Annotated in this window: 18 protein-coding genes and 1 other annotated feature; of the genes, 12 read left to right on the forward strand and 6 right to left on the reverse strand. The window is 37.1% G+C overall.

The genetic code is table 11. From position 1 onward, the window contains the following. Positions 1 to 205: 205 nt before the first annotated feature. The 4 genes from MHB51_RS13830 (at position 206) to rsgA (ending at position 5,205) form a co-directional block, all read left to right on the forward strand. Complete coding sequence (locus MHB51_RS13830; RefSeq protein ID WP_342558397.1) at positions 206 to 1,012, forward strand: DUF2268 domain-containing putative Zn-dependent protease; 807 nt, start codon at positions 206 to 208, stop codon at positions 1,010 to 1,012. Positions 1,013 to 1,328: 316 nt separating this feature from the next. Further along, positions 1,329 to 1,805 (forward strand): hypothetical protein, encoded by a 477-nt coding sequence (locus MHB51_RS13835; protein ID WP_066169312.1) that lies wholly within the window; start codon positions 1,329 to 1,331, stop codon positions 1,803 to 1,805. 49 nt (positions 1,806 to 1,854) lie between these two features. Next, positions 1,855 to 2,099: a binding site (T-box leader), on the forward strand. Positions 2,100 to 2,143: 44 nt separating this feature from the next. After that, entirely contained in the window at positions 2,144 to 3,784 is a 1,641-nt protein-coding gene (metG, locus tag MHB51_RS13840; RefSeq protein WP_066169308.1) for a methionine--tRNA ligase, read from the forward strand. 353 nt (positions 3,785 to 4,137) lie between these two features. Next, positions 4,138 to 5,205, forward strand: coding sequence for a ribosome small subunit-dependent GTPase A (gene rsgA, locus MHB51_RS13845; RefSeq protein ID WP_342558398.1), 1,068 nt, complete (start codon positions 4,138 to 4,140; stop codon positions 5,203 to 5,205). 216 nt (positions 5,206 to 5,421) lie between these two features. Here the strand turns inward: rsgA and MHB51_RS13850 are convergent, their stop codons facing one another. Both MHB51_RS13850 and MHB51_RS13855 read right to left on the reverse strand, forming a co-directional pair. Further along, positions 5,422 to 7,227, reverse strand: a complete 1,806-nt coding sequence (locus tag MHB51_RS13850) for an ABC transporter ATP-binding protein (protein ID WP_342558399.1) — start codon at positions 7,225 to 7,227, stop codon at positions 5,422 to 5,424. A gap of 1 nt (position 7,228) precedes the next feature. Beyond that, complete coding sequence (locus tag MHB51_RS13855) at positions 7,229 to 8,962, reverse strand: ABC transporter ATP-binding protein (RefSeq protein ID WP_342558400.1); 1,734 nt, start codon at positions 8,960 to 8,962, stop codon at positions 7,229 to 7,231. 337 nt (positions 8,963 to 9,299) lie between these two features. Here MHB51_RS13855 and MHB51_RS13860 point away from each other — a divergent pair, with 337 nt between their 5' ends. The 6 genes from MHB51_RS13860 (at position 9,300) to MHB51_RS13885 (ending at position 14,214) form a co-directional block, all read left to right on the forward strand. Beyond that, the gene (locus tag MHB51_RS13860) at positions 9,300 to 9,656 is read left to right on the forward strand and encodes a hypothetical protein (protein ID WP_082799084.1); all 357 of its coding nucleotides are present in this window, start codon (positions 9,300 to 9,302) and stop codon (positions 9,654 to 9,656) included. A gap of 232 nt (positions 9,657 to 9,888) precedes the next feature. Next, positions 9,889 to 11,511 carry a glutathione ABC transporter substrate-binding protein gene (locus MHB51_RS13865; RefSeq protein ID WP_342558401.1) on the forward strand — a complete coding sequence of 541 codons (1,623 nt, stop codon included), beginning with the start codon at positions 9,889 to 9,891 and terminating at the stop codon, positions 11,509 to 11,511. Positions 11,512 to 11,899: 388 nt separating this feature from the next. Beyond that, positions 11,900 to 12,400: a DNA-deoxyinosine glycosylase gene (locus tag MHB51_RS13870; protein ID WP_342558402.1), complete on the forward strand. Its 501-nt coding sequence runs from the start codon at positions 11,900 to 11,902 to the stop codon at positions 12,398 to 12,400. A 98-nt stretch (positions 12,401 to 12,498) separates the two neighbouring features. Continuing rightward, entirely contained in the window at positions 12,499 to 12,969 is a 471-nt protein-coding gene (locus tag MHB51_RS13875) for a DinB family protein (protein ID WP_342558403.1), read from the forward strand. 17 nt (positions 12,970 to 12,986) lie between these two features. Beyond that, positions 12,987 to 13,490: a methylated-DNA--[protein]-cysteine S-methyltransferase gene (locus MHB51_RS13880; protein WP_107943377.1), complete on the forward strand. Its 504-nt coding sequence runs from the start codon at positions 12,987 to 12,989 to the stop codon at positions 13,488 to 13,490. 151 nt (positions 13,491 to 13,641) lie between these two features. Further along, positions 13,642 to 14,214, forward strand: coding sequence for a tetratricopeptide repeat protein (locus MHB51_RS13885; RefSeq protein ID WP_066169291.1), 573 nt, complete (start codon positions 13,642 to 13,644; stop codon positions 14,212 to 14,214). Positions 14,215 to 14,527: 313 nt separating this feature from the next. Here MHB51_RS13885 and MHB51_RS13890 read toward each other — a convergent pair whose 3' ends face one another. From MHB51_RS13890 to MHB51_RS13905, 4 genes are all read right to left on the reverse strand, one after another. After that, positions 14,528 to 15,295 (reverse strand): TSUP family transporter, encoded by a 768-nt coding sequence (locus MHB51_RS13890; protein WP_342558404.1) that lies wholly within the window; start codon positions 15,293 to 15,295, stop codon positions 14,528 to 14,530. Between the two features lie 49 nt (positions 15,296 to 15,344). Then, entirely contained in the window at positions 15,345 to 16,025 is a 681-nt protein-coding gene (locus tag MHB51_RS13895; RefSeq protein WP_342558405.1) for an ABC transporter permease, read from the reverse strand. Further along, positions 16,022 to 16,870: an ABC transporter ATP-binding protein gene (locus MHB51_RS13900; RefSeq protein ID WP_107943376.1), complete on the reverse strand. Its 849-nt coding sequence runs from the start codon at positions 16,868 to 16,870 to the stop codon at positions 16,022 to 16,024. The genes MHB51_RS13895 and MHB51_RS13900 overlap by 4 nt, the downstream gene beginning before the upstream one ends. A 148-nt stretch (positions 16,871 to 17,018) precedes the next feature. Beyond that, the gene (locus MHB51_RS13905; protein WP_342558406.1) at positions 17,019 to 17,960 is read right to left on the reverse strand and encodes a LytTR family transcriptional regulator DNA-binding domain-containing protein; all 942 of its coding nucleotides are present in this window, start codon (positions 17,958 to 17,960) and stop codon (positions 17,019 to 17,021) included. 116 nt (positions 17,961 to 18,076) lie between these two features. Between MHB51_RS13905 and MHB51_RS13910 the strand changes: the two genes are divergently transcribed. Both MHB51_RS13910 and MHB51_RS13915 read left to right on the forward strand, forming a co-directional pair. Further along, positions 18,077 to 18,712, forward strand: coding sequence for a FusB/FusC family EF-G-binding protein (locus MHB51_RS13910; protein ID WP_342558407.1), 636 nt, complete (start codon positions 18,077 to 18,079; stop codon positions 18,710 to 18,712). Positions 18,713 to 18,761: 49 nt separating this feature from the next. Beyond that, a complete protein-coding gene (locus tag MHB51_RS13915) occupies positions 18,762 to 19,925 on the forward strand; it encodes an MFS transporter (RefSeq protein WP_066169280.1) in 1,164 nt (387 codons plus the stop codon). The last annotated feature ends 137 nt before the right edge of the window (positions 19,926 to 20,062 follow it).

Genomic DNA, 20,062 nt, shown 5'->3' on the forward strand with positions numbered 1-20,062 from the left:
CAAAAAAATAATACTATTATTTCAGTAAAAGTCAACTGAATTTTTCGTTTTCCCATTGGAAATAGTAGTTGTACGAGAAGGAACATAATAAAATAAAACATTACTATCACTATTTTACAGTGAAAAATTAGCGTGTATTGCAAATTCATTGATAGACACACGCCAATCATTCATCGCATAGGTTAAGGAAAAAGGGTGAGGAATATTGGGCGTAATCGAAACGGCTCCAATGCTTGCAAAGGTAGTTGCATTATGTAGCAAAGAAAACACTACAAAGATGGTAGAAATCCATTGTGATGAGTTATGTATGCCATTGCAAAAGCTATTTCCTTGGGCATCCAAAGAGGCCATTCAATACGAGTTATTAAGCAATGGGCTGTTTCAACCATTTGAATGGCGGCAGGCTAAGCGGTTATTACGAAATAGAGAAATATGGTCGATTGTTGAACAGGAGTATGAGCGCTTGCGTAATTTATGGCATGGCCCTGATATACCAATTTATATTTTTCCAATAACAAAAGGAGCACCAAAGAAAAATGGCATAGCTTATTCGAACGGGCTTTTTTTATTTGTGTCTGAAGCATTGCAGGTAGATGAGCTACACGCACTGTTAGCACATGAATATAATCATGTTTGTCGTCTATACTATTTAAAGCGCAAGCCTAATGAATTGTCATTACAAGATTCACTGGTTATTGAAGGCTTGGCGGAATGCGCCGTAGAGGAACTATATGGTGAGCGATGGTTGTCACCATGGACGAAGTATTATACAGTAGAACAAGTGCTGCCGATTTGGCAGGAGCATTTTATACCAGCTTTACAGCTAATTGATATAGAGAAGCATCAGCCCTATTTATTTGGAAATCATGAGAAATTACCTAGTTGGATTGGTTACTGTATTGGGTATAGATTAGTAAAGTCCTTTCAGCAGAAAAAAGACTTAATATCAGTGGATTTATTGCATTTACCAGCCCAGACAATAGTTGAGGGCTCTGCATTTATCCCGTATTAATAGGCTGTAAGATCTTGGAGTTGTCCTAGAAGTCCATTTTGTTTTGCTACCTCATTGAAATCAATGTTTTCAGCGCTTCCCTTTTACTGAAGGATAACACTGCTAAAGCCAATGTTCGTCCCATTTTTAAAAGTGGCGTTTTCTGCTTAGATGATTCAATATTTTGTGAAACATCATTGCAACTGTCTAAAATGCCAGCTATGCCCGGCTTTTTGAACAGCCCCTTGTAAAAAATGATTGATGAAGCTAAATGATTTGCAGTGAGGGAGGAAATCTGGGGATTCACCTTATGAGATAAGACAAAGGAGTGGTTTAGATGAAGAAATGGCTATGGATGTCTATATTCGTTTTAATTTTATTAACAGCTTGCTCACAAAATGATGCTAAAAAAGGCCATGAGGCAACACAGGAGCAAACAATTGTAGTTTATGAATCGGATGCCAATGCAGAGTATGTTATTCCTCGCGAGGTTGAGTATCCTGAAGAAATAAAGCAATCCGTCATTCGCTTTATTTTTGACCAAGTTGTCTTTGAACAGGTGAACTTGGTAGATTATAAACTTGCAAATAATGATAGCACGCTTATATTAAATTTAGATGATGGGGTATTACAAGTGCAGGGCTCAGCTGGTGGGCAGATGTTTATGGGTTCGCTCGCTGAATCTTATTTTGAAAATTTCCCTTATGTTCAGGAAATTGTGTTGCTACACAATGGCTCGTCAGAAGCGATATTAGACCATGTTTTTATTGGTCAACCAATTACACGCGAGCAATCATTTAAGAGAGCCGAATAAAAGCTTGCATTTTATTTTATTTGTATGTATGATAAACTTCAAATTGAAACGAAAAGCGTTGAAGAGGAAAGTATAGTAGGGACGTTTGATAGAGAGCTTCTGATGGTGGAAATGAAGCAAACAAACCTAGTGGAAAATGGCCTCGGAGCTGCGTACCGAACGAATAGTAGGCTACGACGAGAAAGGCACTCGTTACAACAGCAGCAGTATCTCGCATGCGACGTACTGAATGAGGCTAATGGTGTGAGCTATTAGTGAATATAGGTGGTATCACGTTAATTCAACGTCCTAATCTTTTTAGATTAGGGCGTTTTTTTACATTTAAAGGAGGATTTATGATGACAATTGTTATTGGGGGAGCTTGGCCGTATGCGAATGGCTCTTTGCATTTAGGGCATATTGCAGCATTATTACCAGGAGATATTTTAGCACGCTATTACCGACAAAAAGGGGAGCGTGTGCTATATGTATCTGGTAGTGATTGTAATGGTACGCCAATTTCCATTCGTGCAAGTCAAGAAAATACAACTGTCTCAGCAATTGCTGAACATTATCATGAGGAGTTTCAAAAATGCTTTACGCAGCTAGGTTTTACTTATGATTTTTATACGCGAACAGATGCAATACACCATCACCAAGCTGTTCAACAATTATTTTTACATCTTTTGGAAAATGGGCATCTCTATAGCCAAAAAGTGGAGCAGGCTTATTGTGAAGCAGACCAACAATTTCTACCTGACCGTTTGGTAGAAGGAATTTGTCCAAATTGTGGTGCAAAGGCGAGAGGCGATCAATGTGATGCTTGTTCAGCCATTTTAGATCCGCTCGATTTATTGGAAAAGCGCTGTAAAATTTGCGGTAATAAGCCTGTTATAAAAGAAACGGAGCATTTATATTTTGCTTTTAGCAAATTTCAAACTACTTTGGAGCAATTTGTGAAACGAGCAAAAAGTGAAAAGCGTTGGCGTGATAATGCACTTGCATTAACAGAGCGGTATCTGGCAGAAGGTGTTCCAGACCGTGCTGTAACACGCGATTTGCCAAATGGTGTTGAAGTGCCTGTAGATGGCTTCCGAGATAAAAAAATTTACGTTTGGATTGAAGCGGTCGCAGGTTATTTAACAGCAAGTATGGAGTGGACACGTCAACATGGTGAAGTGTTAGAAAATTGGTGGAATGAGGAAACAACCTCCTATTACATTCACGGTAAGGATAATATTCCGTTTCATAGTGTAATATGGCCCGCAATTTTAATGGGACTGAACAATCCATCATTACCAACGAATATTATTTCAAATGAATATTTAACTTTAGAAAAAAGAAAGCTATCAACTAGTCAAAATTGGGCGGTATGGATTCCTTATATGATTGAAAAATATGATGCAGATTCAATTCGCTACTTTCTAACAGCCAATGCACCTGAAAATCGCGATGCTGATTTTTCATGGCGAGAATTTATTTACAGTCATAACGGAGAATTGCTTGGTGCATATGGTAATTTTGTCAATCGCACATTGAAGTTTATTGAGAAATCGTTTGACGGGATTGTGCCAAATGGGGAAATTGACAAAGTGATTCGTCAGCGTACAGTTGCGCTATATGGTAGCGTTGGTACACTTATTGAGCAAGGACACTTTAAGGAGGCATTAGAGCAAGTTTTTAATTATGTACGTGCTGCAAATCGTTATTTTGATGAGCAACAGCCGTGGCTACAAGTAAAGGATAATGCAGGAGGTGCCAGTCAAACAATAGCAACCTGTACGTATATCATCGCAAACTTAGCACAGTTATTACAGCCGTTTTTACCATTTTCAACAGAGAAAATTCGCGCAATGCTACAAATTGAAGAAATTGAGTGGCGGGAACAGACTGTAGTGCAAGTGCGATTGCAAGCTGTTACAGCATTGTTTGAACGCATTGACGTGGCACGAATTGAGGAAGAATATAATACATTGATTACAAATCAAATTGACTTTTAAAAAATAATTCGGTATATTGAAATTACTAAATATCGGAAGTAGGTGTTGTGACATGATGAATATGATTGCGATTGACAAACTGCCATTCAGCTTGTTCTCTTTCACACGCCTACAGTGTACGTATTGACGTATACTTATTTAGCTCTAAATCGATTGAAACTTCAAATAGTGGAATACATTTCTGCTAATTGTTAGTTGAATTCATCGAGCTTTTACGAACGTTATTATCTTGTATTCAGATACAAATAAGTTTCCTGTTCGTTAATGGAGTAAAGCTCCTATGTGTGTAAAAGTCTTGAACTGCTGAATGGCAGCTCAGGACTTTTTTATGTACATTTTAGGAGGAATACACATTGGAATTAAGTAAATTAGGATTAACAGCATTTTTTAGTGAGCAAATTAATAATTTGGAAGACAAATACAAAAAATATACACCGGCACGCGTTGTATTGGAGCACAAGCATTCTTACCGTGTAGTTACAGAGCAGGGAGAGTGGCTTGCAACAATCGCAGGTAATTTTGCATACAATGCCTTTGCACGAGAAGATTATCCAGCAGTAGGGGATTGGGTGCTAGTGGAGCAAATGCCGGGAGAGGAAAAGACCATTATTCATAAGCTGCTAGAGCGCAAGTCCGTCTTTTCACGTAAGGTAGCAGGCTTGGAAATTGGGGAGCAGATTGTAGCAGCAAATGTAGATATTGTTCTACTCGTAATGAGCTTAAACGAGGATTTTAACATTCGTAGATTAGAGCGCTATTTAGTCGCAGCATGGGATTCAGGGGCAAAGCCAGTTATCGTTTTAACGAAGGCGGATTTATGTAAGGATGCTACGCACTCTGTTAAGGAAGTGGAAAGTGTTGCGTTTGGTGTTGAAATTATCGTGACAAGCATGGTTACAGGAATTGGCTTTGAGCGTTTGCGCGAATTATTCCCGGAAGGGGTGACAGGGGCATTGCTTGGCTCTTCAGGAGCTGGGAAGTCTACGCTAACAAATGTACTTTTAGGTACGGAGCGCATGAAGGTTTCGAGCATTCGAGAGGATGATGCTAAAGGGCGACATACGACAACACATCGTGAGCTTGTGATGTTAAGCTCAGGAGGATCTTTAATCGATACACCGGGAATGCGAGAATTGCAGCTTTGGAATCAATCGGATAGTCTTGCATCAAGCTTCCAAGATATCGAACAATTAGCAGGACAATGTCGATTTAGGGATTGTACACATAAGGGAGAGCCGCATTGTGCTGTACAGCAGGCAATCGATGAGGGCATGCTAGAAAAAGCACGTCTTCAAAGCTATTTTAAGCTACAACGCGAGTTAGCCTATATCGAGCGAAAAACAGATATACAAGTAAAACAGAACGAACAACGAAAATGGAAACAAATTTCAAAAGGCTTGAAATCCAAGAGAAAGGGATAACGATAGATAATAAACTGAGAAAACTAACTCGTCTATAATACGGGAGGGTGTGCCGAAAGCCTTGCGGTTGCTGATTTCTTAGGCTTACCTTAGAAGAAACACCACCAGCTACCCTTTCAAATAAAGTGCTCTCTATCATTAACAAGCCGATACTTTAAACAAACATCACCGAAAGTGTCCGCCATGTCGGCAACTGCACGGCATGGCGGACGCCCATTATAATTGTAATTGATTTTGTAGATTAGCGTAAAACCCTTTTTTGCCCATTAACACTTCGTGATTGCCTTGTTCAATTATTGAGCCATCTTGAATGACAAGAATTTGATTGGCATTTTCGATTGTTTTGAGACGGTGGGCAATAACGAAACTTGTACGCCCCTTCATTAAATTGTTAAGCCCCTTTTGGATATGCACTTCTGTCATTGTATCAACACTTGAAGTCGCTTCATCTAATATTAAAATATCCGGGTCTTCAAGAATTGCCCGTGCAATTGCAATTAGCTGTCGCTGTCCTTGACTTAAATTCATTCCCCCTGAAACGAGCATTGTATCGTATTCATAAGGTAAATATTTAATGAAATTATGAGCATAAGCAATTTTAGCAGCTTGTTCCACTTCTTCATCAGTTGCATCTAATTTACCATATCGAATATTATCACGCACTGTGCCAGAAAATAAATACGTATCTTGTAATACAACGCCTATATAGCTACGCAAATTTTCTAACTTATATGTTGTAATCTCTTCATCATCGATAAAAATTTGTCCTTGCTTTGCATCATAAAATCGATTTAATAATTGAATAATTGTTGTTTTACCAGAGCCTGTCGGACCAACAAGAGCGATTGTCTCCCCAGCATTAGCTTGGAACGTAATATTTTTGAGAATTGGCTTTGCCTTGCTGTAGTAAAAGTGAACATTTCGAAATTCAACCTTTCCAACGAATTGCTCTTTTTCAAGTGCATTCGAAATATCTGCTACTTCTTCTTCCTCGTCTAATATTTCAAATACCCGTTCGGCCCCTGCGATGGCAGATTGAAATGTATTTAAAAGATTCGATAATTGATTGATTGGACGGAAAAATTGGCGAGAGTAAGTGACGAATGCTGCAATAACACCGACGGTTACGAGCTGATATACAGCTAATAACGCGCCAACACCGATGATTAACCCGATGCCTAAGTTATTTGAAAGGTTATTAATCGGACCTAAAAAGCCAGATATAATCTCAGCCTTTAAAGCAGAAGCGCGTAATTTTTCATTTTCTAGCTTGAACTTTTCAATTGTTTCCTTTTCCCTTCCAAATAAAGTGATTACATTTGAATTGGAAATTGTTTCTTCGATATAACCATTTAAGTTACCTAAGTCACGTTGTCTTGTTTTATAATTGACACTACTTCTTTTAATAATTTGTTTCGATATAAGTACAATGACTGGGATAATCGTTAGTGACACAATAGCTAAAATCCAATTTAAGTAAAACATCGCAATCGCCGTACCGATAATTGTAAATAATGATGAAACAATTTGGATTACACTTTGAGATAACGCCATATGCAAATTATCAATATCGTTTGTCATTCTACTCATTAAATCGCCCTGTTGTCGTTTATCAAAAAATGAAAGTGGCATTGCTTGAATTTTAATAAATAGCTCTTTTCGCAATCGTTGAATCGACCTTAAAGACACGCGCGTCATGACAAAGGTTTGTAGCCATGAGAAAAGGGAGGAGGCAATATAAATAACCGCTAAAATGATTAACATTCTTACCGTTCCAGATAAATTCCCGGGAATAATATATTGGTCAATAAGAATTCCAATAAGTAAAGGTCCTAATAAATTTAGAATAGAGGATGTAATAACAAAAAGGGTAGCTAAAAGCATACCTAATCGTTGCTGGCGTAAATAACTCCAAATGCGACTGAGAGTAGCCTTTTGATTTTTTGGCTTTACAACAGGTCCGCGAAAGTGCCCTCCACGTTCTAATCCCGTTCTAGTTCCTTGCTTTTGTTGACTAGACATGTCAAATCACTCCCTCTTTTTCTGCCTGTGTTGCTACAATCTCCTGATAATGCTTGCTTAACTTGAGTAATTGTTCATGACTACCAGACGCTACTAGTCTGCCATCATCTATTACAAGAATTTGGTCTGCTTTTTTTATGGAAGATACTTTTGAGGAGACAATGAATTTTGTGCTCATAGGGAACTTTTCCGCGATAGCCTGCTGAATTTTCCTTTCTGAAATCGCATCAACTGCTGATGTTGTATCATCCAAAATAAGGATAGCTGGTTTTCTAATAAATGCACGTGCCATTGCTAAGCGTTGTTTTTGTCCGCCTGAAAGATTCGTTGCACCTTGTGTAAGCACATGCTGTTCCTTATCTGAAAGCTTATCAACAAATTCGGCTGCGCATGAAGCTTCTAATGCTTCGTTTATTTCCTCGATATTTGCATCCAGTTTGCCGTATTTTAAATTTTCCTCAATCGACATTGAAAACAATGCTGCTTTTTGTGGGGCATAGCCAATTGCATTGCGTAAGTTTTGCAAATCATAGTTTTGGATAGGTTGCTGGTCGATGAAGATTTCCCCACTATCAACATCAAAAACTCTTGGTAGCATTTTTATAATTGTTGATTTTCCGCTACCTGTCATTCCGATGATGCCTATTGTTTCACCAACCTTCACATGAAAGGAAATATTTTTAAGAACGGGTTCTCCCTGTTTTGTATAAGAAAAGCTTACATTTCTAAATTCCACCTCTCCTTGTGGGCTTGTTATGATTGAATCATTAAAATTGACTATGTCATTGGGCTCCTCTAAAACAGTGACAATACGCTCAGCACTAGGGATTGCACGGGCAATTTGAATGAGTACGTTACTTGAACTCATTAAACCTTGCATAATCATCATTAAATAGTTGATAAATGCTAAAATTACCCCGACCTCAATTGTATTGTTTTCTACTTTGATAGCACCTGTCCAAAGTGCAAATACAAGCCCGATGTTTACAATGAGTGCTGTTAGTGGCATAAGCATTCCGACTACTTGTTCTGCTGTAATATTTCTTTCTGTTAAACGCCCATTTATTTTTAGAAATTGTTTGATTTGATGCGTTTTACGATTAAATGCTTTTATGACATGTATTCCTGCTAAATTTTCCTGTACTTTCGTGTTCATTTGGTCCATTACTTCTTGTACTTTTCTGAAAAATTTCCCAGTAAGCTGTGTAATAACGATTACGCTAATAGCAAGCAATGGCACGACGTAAAGTAACACTGAAAATAATTCACGTGCTGTTAAATAAACGAAAAAGATTGCTCCGATAAATGTAAATGGCCCACGCACGAATATTTTTAATAGCATAAGTAGTGCACGTTGAACAGTTTCAACGTCCATCGTTAAATTAGTAATTAATTTTCCTAAGGTAAAGTGGTCTTTGTTTTTTTCTGAAAAATATGTGATTGTTTCATATAAATCCTGACGTATATCTGTTGCGAAATTAACTGCAGCCTTAGAGCTAAAAATAGAACAGCCAATTGCGCCAATAAATCCTATTACGGCACAAAAAATCATTAGCGCAAACATGCTAATAATATATTTCGTATCGTCATTTGCAATTCCGTTATCAATGACTTTCTGTAAAATAGCAGGCTGTATTAAATCCATTGCCACTTCTATTAGCATCGTTAATGGTGCAAGTATAGCAAAGATAATATATGGATTAATGTATTTTCGAAGCTTCCAAGTAGCTTTCATCTTTAAACACCTCTAATTCCTTAAATAACAATATAGTTGATTTGTATACACTTGTATACTTTAAACTATTTAAAATACATATTCAACCACATATAAAAATTTTCCGTTTTCACTCATAATGGCATTGGTCTTCAATACGATGCCACCGATTTATATTTAGCTGATACAAGACCTTTGCTCTTGCGTTTAAACTTTGCAAGAAATCCCTTCTTTAATAAAAGCTATTACTTAAAAGATACGAGTAAAAGTAGCGTGTTATTTCAATTGATTTTATGTATACATTTGTATACAATTTAATTTGGTCAGTGTAGAAGATTAAAAATTAGGAGTGATTAATTTGAGAAGAGATAGACTTATTAGACAATTTGAAGGTTTACAGCGTGGTGAAAGAAGAGAGCATGGCCGTAGGAGACAGCATCATGGAGAACGTGGGGGAGGTGCACAGACATTTCGCCGAAAACGCATTGTACAGTTTTTGATTCAGCTAGAAACGAGAAAAGCTTCACTTCAAAAACAACTTGAAACGCAAGAACTACAAAATTTAAATTCTGTTATATTAGGGGAGCTTAAAAATACACAAGCAATTATTGATGAATATATATCATTATTTGAGCTTTATGAATTCGAGGGCGATATAGATTTGGATGTACAAAGCATTGAAGAGGAAAATAAAGATGATGATGGGGAAAAATAAACGACATAAAATTAGATAGCAGTTATTACTTAATGAATCAAAATAGTATCATATAAATTTTAATGAAACAGCGAAAATTGTCTGAAAGATAGTGCTTTTTGGACAATTTTTTTTATATTTATTTAAAATAAACTTTATATTTATGTAGAAGGGTTGATTTTTATTAAAAATTCGGATAATATTTAAAAAAGTTAATTTTCTGAAAGTTAGCTTATAAAGGGAGGCTTTGAGAATGAAGAAAAACAAATTTTGGTTATTGCTATTAGTATCTGCACTTATCCTTGTGCTTGCAGCATGCGGTGGGAATGATGATAAAGGCAAAGAAGCAGAAAAAGAAACAGATAAAGAAGGCGGCACAACAAATACTGATAATCAAGGTACAGTAGCGGGTGGCGAACTTGTTCTAGAAGTATTATCCGAAGCAGTCGAGCTAGATCCACATGGTTCGAATGACGTACCATCTGCTAACGTTCAAAGTAATATTTATGAAACATTAGTAGCTCGTAATTTTGATACAGGAGAATTTGAGCCGAAACTAGCAGAATCTTGGGAGTATGTTGATGATTTAACGTTACAGTTAAAATTGCGTCAAGGTGTTAAATTCCATGATGGAACAGACTTTAATGCAGATGCTGTAAAAGCTAACTTAGATCGTCTATTAGACCCTGAAGTAGCTTCACCACGTGCTACTAACTTTGAGCCAATCGACTCAGTTACAGTTGTAGATGAGTACACAGTTCAAATTAAAACAAAAGCACCTTATGGGGCATTATTAGCAGCATTAACACATCCGGGTTCTTTAATGATTAGCCCGGCTGTTATTGAAGAGGATTACAATCAAGCGGGTAGCGATTCATCGAAGCTTCGTGCTTATGTAAACGCAAATCCGGTTGGTACAGGCTTCTTAAAATTTGATAAATGGACGCCAGGTCAAGAAATTCGTTTAGTAAAAAATGATGACTATTGGGGTGACAAAGTAGCATACGATTCAGCGGTATTTAAAACTGTTCCGGAAAGTGCAACACGCGCTGCCGACTTAGAAGTTGGGAATGCACATATTATTGACCCTGTACAACCAACGGAAGTTCCATTAGTTGAATCATTTGCAACGGTTACGCAACAGCCATCTATGTCTATTGCTTATATCGGATTCAACAGTCAAAAGGCACCATTTGATGATGTAAAAGTACGACAAGCAATTTCAAAAGCGATTGATCGCGAAGAAATTTTACAAGGTGTTTTCGATGGCTTTGGTGTAGCTGCTAAAGGTCCATTATCACCAATGATTTGGGGCTATAGTGATGATATTACACCTCAAGATTACAACATCGAAGAGGCAAAAGCATTGCTTGCTGAAGCTGGTTACCCAGATGGCTTCAAAACGTCAATTTGGACAAATGATAACCCACAACGTCAGCAAATTGCAGTTGTTTTACAAGAAAAATTAAAGCAATTGAACATTGAGGTAAGCATTGAAGTAATGGAATGGGGCGCATACTTAGAGAAAACAGGTGCTGGTGACCACGATATGTTCATTTTAGGATGGTCTGCGTCAACAGGTGACGGAGATGGAGCTTTATATCCATTATTCCATACATCAGATATTGGCAACAATAACCGTACTCGTTTCTCAGATTCTGAAGTAGATAAATTATTAGATGCGGCTCGCGTAGAAACAGATAGCGATACACGTCTAGGTTACTATAAAGAATTACAAAATCTATTAAATGAAGCATCTCCTGCGGCATTTATTCATCACCAATCTTATTTGACTGGTGTAAGCAAAAAAATTACTGATTTCTCTATTGATGCAACAGGTATTTACAAAATTCAACATGTGAAATTTACAGAATAATTAGGATGTAGGCAAAGTCTAAGTTGACTTTGCCTACAATTGTTTTTACATTTAATTTATTAAAGCAATTTTTTTCTGCGATGAGGATAATATAATTTATTGTGCTAGCGAAGGTTAAAATTCTTTATGTATCGAAAGCAGGGCTATAGGTAGAGGTGCATAAATTCCACATTTCTATAGGGGGGCGAAACTCCTGCTGAAAAAGAGGAAGTCAGTCTAAGAACATCGCATATTAAGATAACGATTGCGTGATTAATGTCATGTTGGTCTAGGCCTCTTGCGGATGACACAGATTTGGAAGAGATTTTCTTGCAAGCTCGAAAAAATATTGTCGAGAGTTAGCTGAGATGTAATTGATTTTAGGTAATAAAGGAAGAAGGTGAGTGCAATGCGACAAAATAGTTTGTTACCAATTATTGATGACGACACTCAAGTGCTTATTCTTGGCTCAATGCCAAGCGTTCAGTCATTAGAGAAGCAGCAATATTATGGCAATGCACGCAATCATTTTTGGCCAATTATCGCTGCAATTACTGGGGAAAATATAACAGAGGATTATGCGCAACGTATTGCATTATTGAAAGAGCAGGGAATCGGTTTATGGGATGCGATTCAATCTTGCGAGAGGCAAGGAAGCTTAGATGCGAATATCCGAAATGAAGTAGCAAATGATTTCTCATCGCTATTTCAGCGCTATCCTCAAATCAAAGCTGTATTATTTAATGGTGCTAAGTCGTTTGATGTATTTAAGAGGCATGTAGGGCTGGAAATATTAGCTGGGCGTGATTATGAAAAAATGCCATCAACAAGCCCAATTCCGGGAAAGAATATTAAAACTTTTGAACAGAAAATTGAAGCATGGCGCACTTTAGAGCAATATCTCAAATAAGCTAGCAAACTGTTTGAAATTTGTTGTTTTTTTGATTATGCTGTACATAAAGTGAAACAAGACATTATCTCATAAACAGAATAGGAGGAAGTTTTGATATGTATCGTACAGTGGAAGATTTTTCAAAGGATTGGCATGTATCCTCAAAAGGTACATTAAATGTATTAAAGGCAATTACAGATGAAAAAATGGGTCAATCAATTGTAGAAGGACATAATTCATTAGGCTGGTTAGCTTGGCATTTAGTTGGAACTGCAGGTGTGTTTGGTCAATTTGCAGGCTTGCAAATTCCTGCACCTGGGCCAGATATGGTGATGCCTAATACTGTGGCAGACATTGTGGAAGCATATGAAATGGTCATTGAGGCATATAAAAAAGAAATTCCAGCACTAACAGATGAGCAACTAACAGAAGATGTACCTGCATTTGGAGGTTCTATGCCACGTGGTGCATTGTTTAGAGTATTAATTGACCATCAAACACATCACCGTGGTCAAATGACGGTTTTATTGCGCCAAGCAGGTTTAACAGTACCTCCAGTAATGGGACCAACTGCTGAAATGAGCTAATTGACGGGGGAATTTCAATGTCACAACCAATCTACTGGACAAGCTTCTATTATGGAGATATTCAGTTTGTTATTGCAGCGATGGAGCAAGGTTTATGCTATACTGGCTCACTACATGAAAATGAAGAAGAATTGCTTGTATGGGCTAAGAAGCATTATAAAGACAGTGAAGTGAAAGAAGACGCTAGTAAGCTAGCGCTTTATATACAACAGTTCACTGAATATTTTCAAGGTCAAAGACAGCAATTTGATTTTCCTGTGTATTATAAGGGTACTCCTTTTCAGGAAAGTGTATGGAGAGAATTACAGCAAATTCCTTATGGTGAGACATGCACCTATTCTGATATTGCTATGCGCATCGGGAATCCAAAGGCAGTACGAGCAGTGGGCGGTGCTGTCGGTGCGAACCCTGTAATTATCATCGTGCCATGTCATAGAGTAATTGGAAAAGATGGCTCTTTAACAGGCTTTAGCGCAGGGATTGAGCTGAAGAAGGCATTACTAGCGATTGAAGGGCAGTAATACGTATAAAATCAAGCATGTTGCATCTCAGCATGCTTTTCATTTATCTTGTTTCCAGCTTTGACTAGGGCCTGTGCAAACTTGTGACTTCAGCTAAGAGGTTCAATATTCAATAATTGCAGTGTAATAGAAAGCTAAGGAGAGGGTTTTCATGCCAATAAACGATTTTGATCAGAGGCTTAACGAAGTCAGACAATTAGTTTTTATTGATGAAAATGATTTTTTACGTGAAAAATGCTCAGATACAGATAAGCTCTATGCTGCCCTTCGCTTAGGTGATTTTCTTCTACTACAGCCAACTACGGAAGGCGATATAAAGTTTAGAACATATCGCAATATCGGCTATCTAAATAGGTTAGTAGGATGTATCGCAACGTCATTATATTACATAAAAGAAGCGCTTGATTATTTTGAACCAAAAGGCGGAGTAGAGTACATACTAACATTGATTAACTATGGAGAAACAATTAAACATACAAAAGACTATGAAAAAGCACTAAATATATTTGAACAAGCATTAATTTATTGTGATGCTCATAATTTACAGCAATTTGAGGACAGTATATGGCAGTTTAAAGGGAAATGTTATTTAGAGCAAGGCAATGTTGATAATGCGGAGCGTTGTTTTTATAAGGCCTATGCAATTCGCAAAAAACGCAATGACAAAAGGATGCTTGTTCCGTCTGAAAATGCATTAAAGTATATAGGAAGAATAAAGCGCTAAAGAAGGGGAATTGTCCGGAAAGTCCATTTTTTTGACACCGCATTGAAATAAATGTTTTCATTGCTTCCCTTTTATTGAAGGATAACGCTGCTAAAGCCCATGTTCGTCCCATTTTAAAAGAGGGGGGTTCTCTGTTTATATGCATCAACATTTTGTGAAACATCATCGCTCCTGTCCAAAATGCCGGCTATGCACGGCTTTTTGGACAGCCTCCTGCTTCTCTATTAAATATTCTTGCATTAGCCAAAATAAATTGTCGCTAGCCTTTACGCAAAGGGGACGTCTTAAAATGACTTTTCAGACAACCCATTTCCTATTTTAAAAAATCATAAGCATTTTTAGCGAGCAATGTAATAGTAACGATGATAAATAATATGCGGACATAGCCGCTACCTCGCTTTATTGCGTATTTCGAGCCACATATAGCCCCGGCAATTTGTGCCACCCCCATAATTAGACCGTATGTATAATTTACTTGTCCCAGTGACATAAACATAAGCAATCCACCGATGTTGCTACCAAAGTTTAAAAATTTTGCATTGCCTGCTGCCTTCAAAAAATCAAAGCCAACGATAAGAAAGGCAAAAATTAAAAATGAGCCAGTTCCAGGACCTAAAAAGCCGTCATAAAAGCCAATAATAAAGAGCACGCACAAAAAGATTAAAAGCTTTTTCGGTGACAGGCTTTTATAGGTAGAAAGATGTCCCCAATCCTTTTTAAAAATCGTATAGACAGCTACAGTTGCTAGCATAACAAGCATTAATGGCTTTAAAATTTCTGGATTGATTAAATGGACAGTCCATGCACCAAGCATGGACCCGAAAAATGATAATGGAAACCATTTATAGACCGATTTAATATCAAGCATTCCAGAGCGATAAAATGTAATGGTGCTCGTCATAGAGCCTAGTGTGCCTGCTAGCTTATTTGTCGCTACAGCAGAGGCAGGACTAAGCCCCGTAAATAACAGGGCTGGTAGCATAATAAGCCCCCCACCACCTACAACAGAATCAACAAAAGCTGCTAAAAAACCAAAGAAAATTAAAATAATAATAAGTGATATATCTAAATCAAATGGCATTGGCTAACCTTCCTTCTACTATACAACTGAATTATAACAGAAGTTTCAATTAATCAACCATGCGTTTTTTGCAAAGTATAATTGCAATGACCCAAGCAGCAATTGTCCATATTAAAATTCCTATAATTGGTATTGAAATATCGCCTTGAGCTAAGTCTGCTAATTGGGAGCTAGGTAACCATTTAGCAATATTTAATACAGAAAAGCGCTCTGCAAACATTAAAAGCATTGGACCAAATGGGAAAATAATTACTACTGGTAATACTGTGAATGTTGTTTCAAGTGTTGATTTTGCGAATAAGCCACAAATTGTTCCTAGAGCAGCATAAAATAATGTTGATAAAATTAGGGCAACTATCATAGCAGCGCTAGGCATATAGCCTATGATATAACAGCATAGTCCAATGATAATCGCTGTTATAGCGGAGACAAGTGCACTCTTACCAATTAAAATATCTGCAAGTGAAGCAGGCGACAATAATAGACTGCGCAATGTGTTGCGTTCCTTTTCCTCGGCGATTAAGGCAGCCTGTATAAAGGCTGTAACCATACCGAAAGTAATAGCCAGAGGGAACATTAACTTTTGTGCTACATCTAGCCCTATATCACGATAGAGAAAGGTCATAATAAGTGGAACAAATATCATTACTGAAATGGCATAGTTGCGTGAAAACTCCTTATAATCTTTCATGAAAATCGCTTGAATGCGTGTAAATGAAATGTTCATCATTGTAAGTCACTCCCTGTAATTTGCATAAAAATATCACCTAAAGTCGGTTCGTTTGAAAAGATACGCGAAATTTGATTGTTTGTCATCCAATCGTATATCAATTGGGCATTTTGTGCGTCGTTTTTAATAATCTGAGATGTACCATCATGTAATTCAACAGTTATCGTTTGCTCGCTATATTGTTTTTTTAATTGTGCTGGTGAACCAATTGCTTGAATTTTGCCCTTATTTAAAAAGGCTACACGGTCGCACAATGTTTCAGCCTCCTGCATATCATGAGTAGTTAGAAAAATTGTTGTACCAAGCTCATTTAAAGCGCGTAGCCCTTTGTAAATATGTGCTGTATTAACAGGGTCAAGTGCAGAGGTTGGCTCATCTAGAAATAGTAGGTCAGGTTTATGCAAGATAGCTCTAGCTAATAAAACGCGTTGAGTCATCCCTTTTGACAGCATGCTCACTTTTTTCTTTCTTTCTCCATATAAATTGACAAATTCAAGGGCTTCTTTAATCGCTGTTGTAGGCACATCATACAGCTTGCAATAAAGTGCTAAATTTTCTTCAATAGATAAACGTGAATAGAGACCACTGTTATCTGTTAAAATGCCGAATTTTTTCCTATTTTCACTTTTTTGCATAGCGCTAACAGGCATATTGAAAACAAATGCTTCGCCACCATCTTTATGGAGCTGTGCAGTTAAAACTTTAATTGTTGTTGTTTTACCTGAGCCACTAGGACCAAGAAAGCCAAAAATTTCTCCTTTTTGAATAGAAAATGTAACATCTGCTAAAGCATTGGATTGTTGGAATGCTTTTTTTAAGTGACGAACATCAATAATCGTTGTCATATTTGTATTTCCCCTCCGTATTCGTTATGTTCTTAATGTAATGTATCGGAAGAAAATGAGCATTAAGTTTATGACGAAAGGAGGGGAAATAAGGGTAATAAGAGGAATAGAAAGGTTGAATGGAGCAGATTATTTCCCCGGAAATTCGCTAAATTCCGATAAGCTCTTTTAAAGAGGCAAGCTTGTTTTTAGATAAAGGTACCGTAGTTTTAGTTGTTGTATGAATGGATAAGCTATAGCTATTTTTAGTCCATGTAATAATTTCACGCACCTTTTGTAAATTGACAATATAGGAGCGGTGGCATCGGAAAAAGCCAAGAGGTAAAAGTCGTTGCTCAAGCTCTGTTAAAGTTAATGAACAGGGATATGCCTCCCCAGCCACATAAATTGATACTTCTCCTTCCACACTTTCTATATAGTCAATTTCAGGTGGATTAAATAAAATAATTTTGTCATTTTTCTTTGTTGGGATTTTTTCAATCTTTATTGGAGAGAATACGGCTGTGTCATTTGGTGCTATATCTTGTCCTACAACATCCAATAATCGCAAACCATCTGCATCCAAGCGACTTGTTTCATGACAGGAAATAAATAAATCCTCTAAATTATTAGAAAGTAATAAAATCATTTTCTGTGCCATTTTTTCAAATAATTGAACAATTAATTGTTTTGAAAAATCTTCCATGTTCTGAAGGGGTTCTTCAATTACAACGATGGAGGCAGGTGTTAAATAAAGCTTTAAGAAATGAAGTAATTGACGATTGCTATTTGAAAGCTTATCTATCTTAATATTCTGGCAATCAAATAGGTTAATAAGCTGTAATAATTCTTCGACTGATTCAGTTGAGTTGAACAGCTTTTTGAAGAACGCGACATGCTCCTTCACTGTTAAACGCTCATAAAGACTGTCATCTTTTAAATGAATATACGTATTTGGCTGTTTCATAAAGGCCTTTAGTACATGTTGTATTTTAGCTTGGTCTGTATAAATACCCATTATAAAAGCCTGTTTATAGGGAATTGCTAGCTGGGGACAAATAATATTGCCAGCTTCAACATATGCGGAAATGTCGATTGTCTTTGTTTGCATGTAAAAAAACCTCACTTTAAGTACGCTACTGTTATTATATAATAGGATATAGCATGTTAAAATAAATAGTTCGTGTTAGTGTAATAATAAGATTTTTTAATAAAGGAAGTGTTAGAATGATGACTCCATTTTTAACTGTTGCGGAAGTTCGTTTAATTGAACAGCAATTAGTGAAAATAGTAAACGCCAAAGCCTCATCAAAGGATATGAATATATTGTCGACAGTTAGAGAGCTTGCTATAGTAGCATTGAATGAAAAAATGCCATTTGTAGAAAATCAAGAAACGTTGCGAAAAGCTATTGAAACAGTAGATGATCGTCTAGATGTAACATTATTTATTGAAAACCTACAAATATATACGATTCCATTTAAGCAAATTTCTGAACAGGATATTGAAAAGCTGTTTAAAAAAGAAAAGAAGCTTAAAATGCCAAATTTGAGCAAAATTGATTGGAGAGGCATAAGCTACTTATCATGGCAGGATTCCGGTACACACCGCCAATATATTATTATTGAGCATGAGAATGATTTTATAGGCTTGAGAGGGACAATTAGCGATGCAAATACGAAGGGAGTTTGTGCGATTTGCAACGAGCATTCAAATGTTCATCTTTTTACAGCAAAGGTAAAAGGACAAGCGGATGCTTATAAATCATATAGTCAGTACATTTGTGCTGACGCGGCATACTGTAATCGCCATTTAAAGGATTATAAAAAACTTATTCAATTCGTCGAAAGTAATTTAGTCTAAAATTTAAGGGTCATTGATGTAAGTGGAATTGATAGAAGGAGAAAACATAATGAATAAAGCTATTCTTTTGCTCGTATCTGTGCAATTTTTCGTTTATGTAGGATTTGGTTTAATTATTCCTGTTTTACCAGAGGTCATTGTGAAGCAAGATTTTCATCCGATGCATGTTGGTGGCTTGTTGACGATTTATTCACTTGCTAGCTTTTTTACAGCTCCTTTATGGGGGCGTTTATCTGATAAAGTAGGGCGCAAAAAATTAATATTAGTCGGCTTACTTGGCTTTAGCTTAAGCTTTATGCTTGTTTCGGTGTTTATCCATTCACTGCCAATGCTCTATGCTTCTCGCATTGTTGGTGGTTTGTTTTCTGGAGCTTTATATACAGCTGTAACAGGTTTTATTGGAGATATTTCTAATGAAGATAACCGTAATAAATATATGGGCTTTATGGGGATGTCTATTGGTCTAGGCTTTATTTTCGGACCAGCAATCGGTGGTTTACTTGGTGAAATAAGTATTCGGATGCCGTTTACAGTATCGGCAATATTAATTTTCGCCCTGTTTTTCTATGCATTAGCCGTATTAAAAGAGCCAGATACGTACCGTAAAACAGAGGGGCGTGCAATTATTCCAATGGCTGCTGGCAAGCTATTTGGCTACCGCATTCGATATTTATTTATCTTTTCATTTGTAGTGACATTTTTGTTAGCAGGTGTTGAATCGACATTGCAGCTCTTCCAAATGGATGCAATTCAAATTACATCTGCACAAATTGGCTCGCTGTTTTTATTTAGTGGCTTTGTCGACTTTTTTATTCAAGGAATGGTTGTTCGCAAAGTGAAAGATGGGCATGAGCCAAAGTGGTTGATGGCTGCACAAATTATTACAGCAATTGGTCTATTCATGCTGCCGTTTACGAATAGCTTATTTTTTGCAGGGGCAGCTCTTTGTGTCTTTACGGCAGGTAATGCACTTGCCCGCACTTTGAATACATCGCTAGCCTCAAAGGAATCAGGGGGAATGTATGGTACAGCAGCAGGAGTTGTTTATTCAATGGACAGTTTAGGGCGCATTATCGGACCGTTATTCTTTACTTGGTTACTGACAGCTAGTGGTGGGAAGACGTACTATTTATCCGCGAGCATTGCTGTTGCAAGTGTTTTGCTACTATGGACATTCAAAAAAAGCATGAAATCATTGAGAACTGTAAAATAGGACATTTCAAAAGGAAGGCACTGAAAAGTCGATTTGTCATAAGGTTTGTGGCGTAAATTTCCTTTTTCATTTGCTAAATCCGAAAGGGGGCGTCCAAGCAGCAGGCGAAGCACTGCTGTTTGGACACCTCTATTATT

The sequence above is a fragment of the Metasolibacillus sp. FSL K6-0083 genome (genome assembly GCF_038630865.1).
Classification (GTDB): Bacteria; Bacillota; Bacilli; order Bacillales_A; family Planococcaceae; genus Metasolibacillus; species Metasolibacillus fluoroglycofenilyticus.